This is a genomic window from Variovorax sp. RO1 (genome assembly GCF_002849325.1).
Taxonomy (GTDB): Bacteria; Pseudomonadota; Gammaproteobacteria; order Burkholderiales; family Burkholderiaceae_C; genus Variovorax.
In genome coordinates this window covers 2,129,368-2,142,893 of sequence record NZ_PKMT01000001.1, presented here as the reverse complement: position 1 = coordinate 2,142,893, position 13,526 = coordinate 2,129,368, and the positions used below count along the sequence as shown (strand labels likewise).

The 13,526-nt window shown below is 69.5% G+C and carries 12 protein-coding genes; 9 read left to right on the top strand and 3 right to left on the bottom strand.

The window, feature by feature from the left end:
- Positions 1-197 precede the first annotated feature (197 nt).
- The gene (locus tag CY658_RS10245) at positions 198-581 is read left to right on the top strand and encodes a response regulator (RefSeq protein WP_101489993.1); all 384 of its coding nucleotides are present in this window, start codon (positions 198-200) and stop codon (positions 579-581) included.
- Positions 582-585: 4 nt separating this feature from the next.
- Here CY658_RS10245 and gabT read toward each other — a convergent pair whose 3' ends face one another.
- Genes gabT through CY658_RS10230 form a run of 3 tightly spaced genes read right to left on the bottom strand, consistent with a single transcriptional unit; the run spans position 586 to position 4,122 of the window.
- Positions 586-1,875, bottom strand: coding sequence for a 4-aminobutyrate--2-oxoglutarate transaminase (gabT, locus tag CY658_RS10240; protein WP_101489992.1), 1,290 nt, complete (start codon positions 1,873-1,875; stop codon positions 586-588).
- Positions 1,876-1,919: 44 nt separating this feature from the next.
- Entirely contained in the window at positions 1,920-3,158 is a 1,239-nt protein-coding gene (locus tag CY658_RS10235; protein ID WP_257884813.1) for a serine hydrolase domain-containing protein, read from the bottom strand.
- 16 nt (positions 3,159-3,174) lie between these two features.
- The gene (locus CY658_RS10230; RefSeq protein WP_101489990.1) at positions 3,175-4,122 is read right to left on the bottom strand and encodes a GntR family transcriptional regulator; all 948 of its coding nucleotides are present in this window, start codon (positions 4,120-4,122) and stop codon (positions 3,175-3,177) included.
- A gap of 164 nt (positions 4,123-4,286) precedes the next feature.
- Between CY658_RS10230 and CY658_RS10225 the strand changes: the two genes are divergently transcribed.
- From CY658_RS10225 to CY658_RS10190, 8 genes are read left to right on the top strand one after another with little or no spacing between them, the layout of a single operon-like run.
- Entirely contained in the window at positions 4,287-5,645 is a 1,359-nt protein-coding gene (locus tag CY658_RS10225) for an aspartate aminotransferase family protein (protein WP_257884811.1), read from the top strand.
- Positions 5,646-5,698: 53 nt separating this feature from the next.
- The gene (locus CY658_RS10220) at positions 5,699-6,796 is read left to right on the top strand and encodes a C45 family autoproteolytic acyltransferase/hydolase (RefSeq protein WP_101489989.1); all 1,098 of its coding nucleotides are present in this window, start codon (positions 5,699-5,701) and stop codon (positions 6,794-6,796) included.
- A gap of 38 nt (positions 6,797-6,834) precedes the next feature.
- The gene (locus CY658_RS10215) at positions 6,835-8,439 is read left to right on the top strand and encodes an ABC transporter substrate-binding protein (protein WP_101489988.1); all 1,605 of its coding nucleotides are present in this window, start codon (positions 6,835-6,837) and stop codon (positions 8,437-8,439) included.
- A 15-nt stretch (positions 8,440-8,454) separates the two neighbouring features.
- Entirely contained in the window at positions 8,455-9,399 is a 945-nt protein-coding gene (locus CY658_RS10210) for an ABC transporter permease (RefSeq protein WP_099790235.1), read from the top strand.
- Positions 9,400-9,404: 5 nt separating this feature from the next.
- The gene (locus CY658_RS10205; RefSeq protein ID WP_180838931.1) at positions 9,405-10,211 is read left to right on the top strand and encodes an ABC transporter permease; all 807 of its coding nucleotides are present in this window, start codon (positions 9,405-9,407) and stop codon (positions 10,209-10,211) included.
- Complete coding sequence (locus CY658_RS10200) at positions 10,208-11,869, top strand: ABC transporter ATP-binding protein (RefSeq protein ID WP_101489986.1); 1,662 nt, start codon at positions 10,208-10,210, stop codon at positions 11,867-11,869. The genes CY658_RS10205 and CY658_RS10200 overlap by 4 nt, the downstream gene beginning before the upstream one ends.
- Positions 11,866-12,855, top strand: a complete 990-nt coding sequence (locus CY658_RS10195; protein ID WP_219589580.1) for an alpha/beta hydrolase fold domain-containing protein — start codon at positions 11,866-11,868, stop codon at positions 12,853-12,855. The genes CY658_RS10200 and CY658_RS10195 overlap by 4 nt, the downstream gene beginning before the upstream one ends.
- A 10-nt stretch (positions 12,856-12,865) precedes the next feature.
- Entirely contained in the window at positions 12,866-13,504 is a 639-nt protein-coding gene (locus CY658_RS10190) for an FMN-binding negative transcriptional regulator (RefSeq protein ID WP_101489985.1), read from the top strand.
- Positions 13,505-13,526: the final 22 nt, after the last annotated feature.

Here is a 13,526-nt window from a genome sequence, read left to right as displayed (position 1 = left end):
GCACGCCCCGCGCCTGCGTCTTGTACGCCAGTGATGCACTGCACAAATGCGCGTCTCGCGTGCGCGGGGGACGCCATGTGGCGGCGTTGTCCGACTCTGCGTTGCCCCCGCGTCGTGACAATGAATCGGCCCGACAAACCTGCGTCACAAGCGCAGACAAGTCGTTGCATTGCATTTCATTTCCAGGCCCCGCACCGATGACCCGCATCTACCTCATAGAAGACAACCCCCTGATCGCCACCACCCTGACCGATGGACTGCGGGAATTCTCCGGATGCGAAGTCGTTGCCACTGCCAGCACCTCCGACGAAGCCATCGACTGGCTCGACGCGAACCCCGATGCATGGGACGCCGCCGTGATCGACGTGTTCCTCGCGAAGGGCAACGGCCTGACGGTGGCCAACCACCTGAGGGAACGCAAGTCACCCGTGCAACGCACCGTGGTGTTCATGAACCACGCGACCTCCGAGGTGCGCGAAGGCGCGTTGTCGGCGGGTGTCGATGCGGTGTTCGACAAGTCGCTGCAGCTCGAAGACTTCTACGACTTCTGCCGCACGCTCGGCATCCAGACGCGCCGCTGAACGACTACGCGTTGGCCGCGCGAATCGACTCAGCCAGCAGCCCCAGCCCTTCTTCAAAAACCGCCTCCGGAATGGTGAGCGGAAACAGGAAGCGCACCACGTTGCCGTACACGCCGCATGTCAGCAGCAGCAGGCCGCGCTCGAGCCCCGCCGCATGCACGCGCTTCGTGAACTCGGCGTCGGGCTCGCCGCTGTGCAGATCGCGAAACTCGACCGCCACCATCGCGCCCAGGCCGCGCACATCGCAGATGCGCGGCACCTCGGTGCGCAGCGCCGCGAGGCACGCCGTCAATCGCTCGCCGAGCATGCGGGCGCGTGCGACCAGCCCTTCGTCCTCGATCACGCGCATCGTCTCCAGCGCCGCGGCCACCGCCAGCGGGTTGCCCGCGTAGGTGCCGCCGAGGCTGCCGACGCGCGTGGCGTCCATGAGCTCGGCGCGCCCCGTGAGCGCCGACAGCGGAAAGCCGCCGGCCAGGCTCTTGGCCGTCGTCACCAGGTCGGCCTCGATGCCGTAGTGCTCCAGCGCAAACAGCTTGCCGGTGCGCCCGAAGCCGGTCTGGATTTCGTCGACGACGAGCAGGATGCCGTGCCGGTCGCACTCCGCGCGCAGGTGTTCCATGAGCGCGGGCGGTGCCACGTAGAAACCGCCCTCGCCCTGCACCAGCTCGATGACGATCGCGGCCACGCGCTGCGGATCGACGTCGGTCTTGAACAGCCGGTCGAGTGCCGCAATGCTGTCGTCCACCGTCACGCCCAGCGGCGCGGCCGGAAACGGCACATGCCACACGTCGCCCGGCATCGGGCCGAAGCCCGCCTTGTACGGCGCGACCTTGCCGGTGAGCGCCATGCCCATGAAGGTGCGGCCGTGGAAGGCGCCCGAGAACGCCACCACGCCGCTGCGGCCGGTGGCGGCGCGCGCCACTTTCATCGCGTTCTCGATGGCCTCGGCGCCGGTCGTGAAGAGCGCGCTCTTCTTCACGCTGGGGCCGGGCACCACGCGGTTCAGTTGCTCGCACAGCGCCACGTATTCCTCGTAGGGCGTGACGTGGAAGCAGGTGTGGTGAAAGTCGTCGAGCTGCGCGCGCACGGCCGCCACGATGCGCGGGTGGCGGTGGCCGGTGGCGAGCGTGGCGATGCCGCTGGCAAAGTCGACAAAGCGACGGCCTTCCACGTCCCACAGCTCGGCGTTGTCGGCGCGGGCGGTGAAGTGCGGCGTGAGCGTGCCGATGCCCTGCGCGCAGGCGGCGTTCTTGCGGGCCTGCAGGCTCGCATTGGTCGTGACTTGGGTGAGCATGAAGAAAGAGAAAGGAAGAAAGGGAAGAAAGGGAAGAAAGGAAATCAGCCGCGCATCAGGTGCTCGGCCAGCGCGCGAAAGGCGTGCATCGAGGTCGGCAGGTGCGCGTTGGCGGCCAGCGGGTGCGAGGCAAAGCGCGCCACCACCATCTCGGCCTCGGGGTCGATGTGCAACGCCTGGCCGTGAATGCCTTGCGCGGTGAAGGTGCGGCGCGCGTCGTGCGCCACCCACCACATGTTTCTGTAGCTCCAGCCGGCCAGCCGCGTGTAGCCCGCGAGCGCAAAGCGCGCCGGATCGGCACCGCGGCGGATGTCGGCCACCACGGCCTCGGGCACGATCTGCGTGCCGTTGAAGGCGCCGCCGAGTCGCATCATTTCGCCCAGCCGCGCGAGGTCGCGCAGGCCGGTGCACAGGCCGCCGCCCGCGAACTCGGCGCCCTGCCCGTCCACGGCAAAGGCCGCGTCCTGCTCGGCACCCAGGCGCGACCAGATGCGCTCGCCCAGCACCCGCGCCAGCGGCTGGCCCGCCACGCGGCTGATGAGCCAGCCCAGCACGTCGGTGTTGACGGTGCGGTAGGCAAAGGCCTCGCCGTGCGTGCCCTGCCCCTGCACGGTCTGCAAAAACTGGCGGTAGCCCTCGGCGCCCGCATAGCCCGCAGGGCGCGGCAGCAACTGGCCGGCGCGCGCGTGCTTCCACACGCCGGCATCGGGGTCGGTGTAGTCCTCCGAGTAGTCGATGCCGGTCGTCATGTCCATCACCTGGCGCACGGTGGCGTGGCCGAAGGCGCTGGCCGCCAGCTCGGGGATGTAGTGCCGCACCTGCGCATGTTCATCGAGCGCGCCCTCGGCCGCGAGCATCGCGCCGACCGTGCCGACGACCGACTTGGTGACCGACATCGCCATGTGCTGCCCGTGTTCGTCGAGCGCGCCGAAGTAGCGCTCGTACACGATGCGCCCGCGGTGCAGCACCACCGCGCCGTCGGCGCAGATCGTTGTGAGCGCGCTGTGCCAGTCGGTGCGCGAGCCGTCGGCGGGCAAGGTGAAGGCCAGCGTGTCGAGCTCGGGCCGTTCGGCGCGCGGCAGCACCGCCACCGGGCCGGTGCCGCGCGACACGTTGCGCGTCGGCTGCAGTTCGCGCAGGTGCGAGAAGGCCCAGCGGTTCTCGGGGGCCTGGAAGATCGGGCGTTCGCGCGGGCGCTGCACCGCGGTGCCGGCCGTGGGAAAACCATCGCGCCAGCCGTCGGCCAGCGCGGCATCGGGAGCCGTCGTTTCTTGGGGGGTCATAAAAGGGTGCGGTGGCTCATTCGCCGAGCGCATCGAGGTCGCCCATCACGCGGCGCTCCAGGATGTCGCTGGCACGGCTCAGGTGGGCGTGCATGTGTTTGGCGGCGACTTCGAGCTTGTTCTCCTCGACCGCGTCGAGGATCTGCAAGTGCTCGCGGCACGACTTGCGCAGCAGGTCGATGTTCACGAGCGGGTAGTCCGACAAGTCAGAGATGCGGCGCAGCCGGTTCTGCTGCTTCACCGCATCGAGGATGAAGCGGTTGCCCGAGGCGCTGGCCAGCAGCTCGTGGAACTGCGCGTTGGCCTCGAAGAACTCCATCCACGAATGGCGCGAGGCGTGCGTGAGCAAGCTCTGCTGTTGTTCGCGGCAGGCCAGCAGCCGCTCGTGCTCGACGGTGAAGCCCGGCTCGCGCAGCGACGCGCATTCCACCACCAGCCGAAAGCGGTAGCTCTCGCGCTCGCTCTCGACCGAGTCGAGGGTTTCGGTGAACTCCCAGCGCTGGTAGTGGCGCCCGCGCAGCACGCCGTCCTGCAGCAGCGTGGTCATCACGTTGCGCAGCAGCGGGCGCGGCACGCCGTAGGTCTGGGCCAGCTCAAGTTCGTTGACGCGCGTCGGCAGCTTGCCCGCGAGGCGGTCGCGCAGCACGCGGTAGTAGAGCGTTTTCTCTTCGTCTTCCGGCATCTCGCGGCGCGCACGGTCGAGCGCCTCGCGGTCGGCCACCAGCGTGTAGCCACGGTTGGGCACATGCGCCAGCAACTCACGCTCGTGCAAGAGGCGCAGCGCGGCGCGCACCGGCGTGCGCGAAATGCCGAGCCGGCCCGCGAGGTCGGTCTCGGTCATGTGGCGGCCGTTCTCGTAACCGCCGGCCAGGGCCTGGTCGAGGATGTAGCGGCTCACGCGCTGGGTGAGCGGCGGGACCGACTTGTTGTCCATCTGCGTCTGCATCTGCTGCTGCGGGGCCATCCATGGGTCTCCGGAAACACGGGCTGGGTGCCGATCATCGCGGGTTCTTTGTATTTTTGGCCCTAAAAAACCATGTACATCTCACGCCAAAAATACAATTTGGATTCCAAGATCGGCCCCACGCCGACCCGGACGACGGGTCGTTTCCCAAGGAGAAAAACACCGTGGCTTCCGCCGATACCCTGACAACGCCACCCGGTTCGCTCGACGCGTTCTGGATGCCCTTCACGCCCAACCGCAAGTTCAAGCAAGCGCCGCGCCTCATCGTCGGCAGCGAGGGCCTGTACTACGACCTGGCCGACGGCCGCCGCGTGCTCGACGCCATCGCCGGCCTGTGGTGCGTGAACGCCGGGCACCGCAACCCGCGGGTCAGCGCGGCGATGAAGGCGCAGATCGACGTGCTCGACTACGCCTCCAACTTCCAGATCGGCCACCCCGCCGCCTTCACGCTGGCGCAGCGCCTCACGCAGATGGCGCCGGCCGGCATGGACCACGTGTTCTTCACCAACTCGGGCTCCGAGTCGGTCGACACCGCGCTGAAGATCGCCGTGGCCTACCACCGGGCGCGCGGCGACGCAGGCCGCTACCGCCTCATTGGTCGCGAGCGCTCGTACCACGGCGTGGGCTTCGGCGGCATCTCGGTGGGCGGCATCGGGCGCCAGCGCAGCACCTTCGGGCCGCTGCTCAACGGCGTGGACCACCTGCCGCACACGCTCGACCTGGCGCGCAACGCCTTCTCGCGCGGCGAGCCGCCGCACGGCATCGACAAGGCCGACGCGCTCGAAGCACTGGTCTCGCTGCACGACGCATCCACCATCGCCGCCGTGATCGTCGAGCCCGTGGCCGGCTCCACCGGCGTGCTGCCGCCGCCGCGCGGCTACCTCAAGCGCCTGCGCGAGATCTGCGACAAGCACGGCATCCTGCTGATCTTCGACGAGGTCATCACCGGCTTCGGACGCGTGGGCAGCAACTTCGCGTCCGACCTGTTCGGCGTGACGCCCGACCTCATCACCACCGCCAAGGGCCTGACCAACGGCGCCGTGCCGATGGGCGCCGTGCTCATGCGCGGCGCGGTGCACGACGCCTTCATGCACGGCAGCGTGAGCGCGGTCGAGCTGTCGCACGGCTACACCTACTCGGGCCATCCGCTGGCCTGCGCCGCCGCCCTGGCCACGCTCGACGCCTACTCCGAAGACGGCCTCATCGCCCGCGCCGCCGAGCTCTCGCCCTACTTCGAAGACGGCCTGCACAGCCTGCGCGGCCTGCCGGGCGTGATCGACGTGCGCAACGTCGGCCTGCTGGCCGGCATCGAGCTGCAGGGCTGGGCCTCGGGCCCCGGCACGCATGCGCAGGCGGTGGCGCAACATTGCCTGGACGAAAGCGGCGTGCTGGTGCGCTCGGTGGGCGACACCATTGCGCTGTCGCCGCCGTTCACGCTGGAGCGCCGGCACATCGACCAGATCATCGACAGCCTGCGCGCCGCCATCGCGCAGACCGCACAAGCCACCGACACGGCAGCCTGAGCACCTCAGGCCGCATCGCACACACAAGACAAGCCCCGGAGACAAGACACACCATGGACATCGAATCGTTCCCCCTCTACGACATCGAAGGCGACGCACAGCAGCGCGGGCGCCAGTACGGCCGCGCCGCCGGCGACCGCATCGACCTGAGCCTGCGCACCTACCGCGCCGCCTTCGAGCGCGTGGGCCTGAGCTGGGAGCGCACGCGCGCGCTGGCACGCCGCTTCATGCCGATGGTCGAGGCCTTCGACGCCGGCATGCTGCGCGAGATCGAGGGCGTGGCCGAAGGCGCGGGCGTGCCGGCCGAAGACATCGTGGCGCTCAACGCGCGCAGCGAAATGCTCTACGCCTTCCAGCAGCTCGAAGCCACCGAGCCGCCCGACGGTTGCACCGGCGTGGTCGTCATGCCCTCGGCCGCGCGCGACGGCAAGCTCATCCACGCGCAGAACTGGGACTGGCGCGTCGAGAGCCTCGAACTCGGCGTGGTGCTGCGCATCCAGCCGGACGAAGGCCCGGCCATGCTCACCTTCGCCGAGGCCGGCACGCTGGCGCGCGCGGGACTCAACAGCGCGGGCATCGCCGTCACCGGCAACTTCATCAAGGCCGACAACGACGGCAAGCAGCAAGGCGTGCCGCTGGCGCTGATCCGCCGCGGCATCCTGCAGTCGACGCTGTACGCCAACGCGCTGGGCGTGGTGTGCCGCAGCGCGCGCTCGATCTCCAACAACATGATCATCACGCACGCCGAGGGCGAGGCCGTGAGCCTGGAGACCTGCCCCGCGCAGGTGTTCTGGCAGCAGCCCGAAGGCGGCATCCTGGTGCACGCCAACCACTTCAAGACCCCGGCGGCGCTGGCGCGCGTGGTCGACCGCAGCCTGGAGACCACGCCCGATTCGCTCTACCGCGACCGCCGCGTGACCGAGGCGCTGCACAACAGGCGCGCAGCGGGCCTGCTCACCGAGCAGGACGTGCTCGACGCATTGCAAGATCGCTTCGGCGCGCCGCGCGCCGTGTGCCGCAGCCCGAGCGCGGGCCCCGGCGGTGCGTCGTCGGCCACCGTGGCGACCATCGTCATGGACCCGGCGGCACGAAAGATGCGCATCGCGCCGGCGCCCTTCAAGGCGCACCGCTTCACCGAGTATTCCCTCTGATCCGCCCGCCCCGCCCAGCCATCGCCAGGAGTGTTGCCATGAACCTGCCCACGCCCCCGTCCCTCCCTCCCGCTGCGCGCGCCGCTGCCGCACTGGCCCTTGGCCTCGGCCTGGCCGCCAGCGCGGCCTTTGCGCAAGCACCCGTCGGTGCCGGCCAGACGATGCGAATTCAGATCAACTCCGACATCCGCTCAACCGACCCCGGCGGCAACCGCGACGACAACACCGACAACGTGCTCACCCACGTCGTCGAAGGCCTGGTCGCGCTGCGCGAAGACACCTCGGTCGGCCCGATGCTCGCGAGCAAGGTCGACACCTCGCCCGACGGCTTGACCTACACCTTCACCCTGCGCGACGGCGTGAAGTTCCAGAACGGCGCGGTGCTCACCGCCGACGACGTGGTGTGGAGCTGGCAGCGCTACCTCAAGCCCACCAGCGGCTGGCGCTGCCTGCCCGAGTTCGACGGCAAGGGCATGACCAAGGTGCTCGCAGTGGAAGCGCCCACGCCGAAGACCGTGGTCTTCAAGATCGAGCGCCCGAGCGCGCTGTTTCTCACCATGATGGCGCGCCCCGACTGCGGCGGCGCCGCCATCGTGCACCGCAGCTCGCTCGGCGCCGACGGCCAGTGGAAGGAGCCCGTGGGCACCGGCCCCTACAAGATCAAAGAGTGGAAGCGCGGCCAGTACATCGAGCTCACGCGCTTCGACGGCTACAGCTCGCGCCCCGAAGCGCGCGACGGCCTCACGGGCGGCAAGAAGGCCGAGATCGAAAACCTGCGCTTCGTCGTCATCCCCGACTCGGCCGCGGCCAAGGCCGCGCTCTACAGCGGCGGCATCGACGCCTTCATCAGCCCCAGCCCGGCCGACGTGGTCGAGATGCGCGGGCGCAGCGACGTGCGCGTCGACACCACGCCGGTGATGACCATGGTGGCGCTGCTGCTGCAGACCACCGACCCGCTGCTGAAAGACGTGCGCATCCGCCGCGCGCTGGCACTGGCGCTCGACACGCCCGAAATCGCCAAGTCGGTCACCGAGGGCCTGTCGGCCGTCAACAACTCGGTCGTGCCCTCGTCCAGCCCGTTCTACAGCCCCGTGCAGGCCGGCGGCTACAAGCGCGACATCGCCGGTGCCAAGAAGCTGCTGGCCGAAGCCGGCTACCGCGGCCAGCCGATCAAGCTCGTCGCCAACAAGCGCTACGAGGCGCTGTACTCGGCCGCCGTGCTGGTGCAGGCCATGGCCTCCGAAGCCGGCATCAACGTCGAACTCGAAGTGCTCGACTGGGCCACGCAGCTCGACCGCTACACCAAGGGCCAGTACCAGAGCATGGCCTTCGTGTACTCGGCGCGCATCGACCCCTCGCTCAACTACGAGATGGTCACCGGCGACAAGGCCGCGCAGCCGCGCAAGGTGTGGGACAACGCCGCGGCGCAGACCCGGCTCACCGAGAGCATGGTCTCGCGCGACAAGGCGCGCCGCCAGGTGCTGTTCGACGAGCTGCACAAGCAGATGCTGCAGGACGTGCCGATGGTCGTGCTCTTCAACGCCAGCGACGCCACCGCCATGCGCAAGAGCGTGACCGGCTTCAAGGGCTGGGCGCCGGCCAAGCCCCGGTTCTGGAACGTCCGGCTCGACGCGCGCGGCTGACGGGGCGCTGCCGCCATGCTTGCCTACCTCTTGCGCCGGATCGCCATGACGGTCCCGACGCTGCTGCTGGTGTCGATTGCCGTCTTCACGCTCATGCGGCTGATTCCGGGCGACCCGGTGCAGCTCATGCTCGGCGAAGGCGCCGACCCCGCGCAGCTCGAACTCGCACGCCAGCAGATGGGGCTGGACCAGCCCCTGGTCACCCAGTACTTCGTGTGGCTGCGCCACGCGCTCACCGGCGACCTGGGCGTGTCGACCACCAACGGCCTGGCCGTGCTGCCGCTGATCTGGGAGCGCTTTCACGTGAGCGCCGTGATCGTGCTCACGGCCGTGGCGCTGGCCTCGCTGATCGCCGTGCCCGCCGGCCTCATCGCCGCCTGGCGCAAGGACCGGCCGACCGACCTCGCCATCATCGGCGCGGCCACGCTGATGCTGTCGGTGCCGAGCTTCTGGCTCGGCCTGCTGCTGTTGATGTTCTTCGGCCAGTACCTGCACTGGCTGCCGGTGGTGGGCTACGTGCCCATGTCGGAAGACTTCTCGCAGGGCCTGCTCTACGTGATCCTGCCGATCGTCACGCTGGTGCTGGTCGAGACCGGCGTGCTCACGCGCATGTCGCGCGCCAGCACCATCGAGGTGCTGCGGCTCGAATACGTGACGCATGCCCGCGCCAAGGGCGTGCCCGAGTCGCAGGTGCTGCGCCGCCATGTGCTGCCCAACGCCTTCAACCCCACGCTCACCATGATCGGACTCATCCTGGGCCATCTGCTGAGCGGCATCGCGGTGCTCGAAACGGTGTTCACCCTGCCCGGCCTGGGCCGCCTGATGATCGATTCGATCTTCGCGCGCGACTACCCGGTGCTGCAGGGCTGCCTGCTGTTCACGGCCTGCATCTACGTGGTCATCAACCTGATCGTGGACATGTGCTATCCCCTCTTCGATCCCCGGGTGTCGGTGCAGTGAAAAAGATCAAGACCCATACCCTCGTGGGCGGCGTGCTCATCGGCGTGCTGCTGGTGCTGGCCGTGGTGGCCGCGCTGTGGACACCCTACAACCCGCTGGGCATCGACCTGCGCGGCAAGCTGCAGCCACCGTCGATGGCGCACTGGCTGGGCACCGACGAGTTCGGGCGCGACGTGGCCAGCCGCGCCATGCGCGCGGCCTCCACCAGCTGCCTCATCGCGCTGCTCACCGTGGCGCTCGCCACCGCCATCGGCCTCGTGGTCGGCGTGGTCGCCGGCTTCGTGCGCGGCTGGACCGACCGCGTGCTCATGGCCTTCAACGACACGCTGCTGGCCTTTCCGGGCCTGCTGCTGGCGCTGGGCGTGATGGTGATCGTGGGCGCCAACCAGTGGGGCATCGTGCTCGCGCTGAGCATGGCCTACGCGCCCTCGGTGGTGCGCGTGGTGCGCGGCACCGTGCTGTCGCTGCGCGAGCGCGAGTACGTCGAGGCCTCGCGCATGATCGGCAACGGCGAGATCTACACCATGTGGCGCCACATCCTGCCCAACTGCGTGGCGCCCGTCGCCGTGCTGGCCACCAGCATGTTCGGCTGGGTGCTGCTGTCGGAAAGCGCCCTGAGCTTCCTCGGCCTGGGCGTGCCGCCGCCCGCCCCCACCTGGGGCAACATGCTCTCCAGCGCGCGCCCCTACATGGCCTCGGCCGTGTGGCTGTGCCTGGTGCCGGGCCTGTGCATCGCGCTCACGCTGCTGGGCATCAACCTCTTGGGCGAATCGCTGCGCGACCGGCTCGATCCGCGCACGGAGAAGTCATGACCCATCCCTCTACTTCCGCAGCACCCGTGCTCTCGGTGCGGCACCTGAAGATCGACCTGCACGGCGGCGCCCAGACGCTGGTGCACGACCTCTCGTTCGACGTGCGCCCCGGCGAGTTCCTGGCCGTGGTGGGCGAATCGGGCAGCGGCAAGACCATGGCCGCGCGCGCCATCCTGCAGCTGCTGCCGCCCGGCATCGCGCAAAACGGCGGGCAGATCGTGTTCGACGGCGAAGACCTGAGCACGCGTGATGTGAAGGCCATGCGCCCCATCCGCGGGCCGGGCATCGGCATGGTGTTCCAGGAGCCGATGGTCTCGCTCAACCCGGTGCACCGCATCGGCGAGCAGATGGCCGAGGGCCTGCGCATGCACACCAAGCTGTCGGCCGCCGAGATTCGCGCGCGCTGCCTCGACATGCTGCGCCGCGTGCAGATCGCCGACCCCGAGCGCTGCATGCACGCCTACCCGCACGAGTTTTCGGGCGGCATGCGCCAGCGCATCATGCTGGCCAGCGTGATGCTGCTCAAGCCGCGCCTGCTCATCGCCGACGAGCCGACCACCGCGCTCGACACGCTGAGCCAGCGCGAAGTGCTCGACCTCATGGTCGGTCTCGCGAAAGACCAGGGCACGGCCGTGCTGCTCATCACGCACAACCTCGGGCTGGTCGGGCGCTATGCGCAGCGCGCCATCGTGCTCGAAAAAGGCCGAATGGTGGAGACGGGCGACGTGCCCGCCATCCTCGTCGACCCGAAGCAGCCCTACACCCGCAAGCTGGTCGACGCCCTGCCGCGCCGCCAGGCCGCGAAGCCGGCCCCCGCGGCGGCGCAGCAGCCGCTGGTGCAGGTGCGCGGCCTGTGCGTGAGCTACCCCGGCCCGCGCGCCGGCTTCTTCAAGCGCCATGCGCCGGTGCAGATCATCGACCAGCTCGACCTGGACATCCACCCCGGCGAGATGGTCGCGCTGGTGGGCGGCAGCGGCTCGGGCAAGACCACGCTGGGCCGCGCCATCCTGCGGCTGGCGCCGTCGCACGCGGGGCAGATTCTGTTTCGCGGCGACGACGTGCGCAGCGCCGACCGCGCCGCGCTGCACCGCTTCCGGCTCGCCTGCCAGCTCGTGTTTCAAGACCCGTTCTCGTCGCTCGACCCGCGCATGCGCGTGCAGGACATCGTGGCCGAGCCGCTGCGCCACCTGCCCGCGCTCGATGCCGCTGCGCGCCTGAAGCGCGTGCACGAAACGCTCGACGAAGTCGGCCTGGACGGCCTGGGTGCGCGCTACCCGCACGAGCTCTCGGGCGGCCAGCGCCAGCGTGTGGCGATTGCGCGCGCACTGGTGCGCCGGCCCGCCTTCGTGGTGGCCGACGAGCCCGTGTCGGCGCTCGACATGACCATCCAGGCGCAGGTGCTTCGGCTCTTTCAAAGCCTGCAGGCGCACCATGGTTTTGCGTGCCTGTTCATCAGCCACGACCTCGCGGCCGTCGAGCAGATCGCCGACCGCGTCGTCGTGATGGAGCGCGGTCGCATCGTCGAGCAAGGCCCGCGCGACGCCGTGTTCGACCAGCCGAGCCATGCGTACACGCAGGCACTGCTCGCAGCCACGCCACGGCCGCTCGCATCGCTGGCTGAACCCGTCCATCGCTCTTCCGAGAAAGTGTTTGCGTGACCGCCTCCTCCTTGCCCGCTACCTGGCTGAACCCCACCGCCCCGCCCCCGCTCGATCCGCAGATCGTCGAGTTCATGCGCCTCATGGCGGCCGAGGGCAGCCGCTACCCGAAGCGCCACACCATTCCCATCGCCGAAGGCCGCGCCAACGCCGAGAAGGTGCGCGCGCCATGGACCGAAGGCGGCCCGACGATGGCGCGCACGGTCGAACAGCAAGTGCCCACGCGCCACGGCAACGTGCGCATCCGCGTGCACTACCCCAAGACGCGAACGCTGCAGGGCGCGCTGGTCTACATCCACGGCGGCGGCTTCGTGCTGTTCAGCCTCGACACCCACGACCGCGTGATGCGCGAGTACGCGGGCCGCGCGGGCATCGCCGTCATCGGCATCGACTACACGCGGGCGCCCGAAGCGCAGTTTCCGCAGCCGCACGACGAGTGCGTCGACGTGATGCGCTGGCTCGCGGCGAATGCGGGCTCGCTCGACATCGACCCCGCGCAGCTCTTCATCGGCGGCGACTCGGCGGGCGCCAACCTGTCGGTGGGCGCCTGCCTCGTGCTGCGCGACGCGGGCGAAGCGCTGCCGCTGGGCATGCTGCTGAACTACGGCGCCTACAGCACCGAGCTGTACCGCGAATCGGTCGTGCGCTACGGCGCGGGCGAGTACGGCCTGTCGCTGCACATGATGGTGTGGTTCTACGGCCTGTACCTGCGCCGGCCCGAAGACGCTCGCGACCCGCGCCTGGCCAGCCTCACGGCGCGCCTCGAGGGCCTGCCGCCCGCCAGCCTCGCGATCACCGAGTGCGACCCGCTGCACGACGACAGCGTGCTCATGGCCGCGCGGCTGCGCGAAGCCGGCGTGGCCGTGACCGATGTGCTCTACCCCGGCACCATCCACGGCTTTCTCGAAGCCGTGTCGATCGCCGACGTGGCGGGTCGCGCCTTCGACGACGCCGCGCGCTGGATGCACACGCTGGCCGCGCGCTGAAGCCCTCGCCATGTACACGCCCACACCGTACATCGAAGACGACCTTGCGACGCTGCACGCCGGCATCCGCGCATGGAGCTTCGGCACGCTCATCACCGTGGGCCCATCGGGCGCCAGCGCCACGCACCTGCCCTTTCTGCTCGACGCGCAGGACGACGGCCCCGGCCTGCTCACCACGCACCTGTCGAAGAAGAACCCGCAGTTCGACGAGCTTTGCGCAGGCGCCGAAGTGCTGGCCATCTTCCAGGGGCCGCATGCCTTCGTCACGCCCAGCTGGTACGTGAAGCAGAGCACCTTCCCGACCTGGAACTACACCGCGATCCACGCGCGCGGCACGCCCCGCGTGATCGAAGAACGCATGGCCATTCACGCCGTGCTGCGCCGCACCGTCGCGCTGTACGACACGCCGCTGCGCGGCAACTGGGACTTCGACGCCATGCCCTTCGACTTCGTGGCGCCGCGCCTGGACATGATCGCGGCGGTCGAGATTCCCGTGCGCGTGCTCGAGGGCAAGTTCAAGCTCAACCAGGACCGCTCGGAAGACGACCGCAAGGGCGTGATTGACGCGCTGGAGCGGCTGGGCGATCCGCAGGGCGTGGCCGTGGCCGGGCTCATGCGACAGCAGATGGCGTTGACGGTGGCGGGCTGAATCGCGGCGGCACAATCGTCCG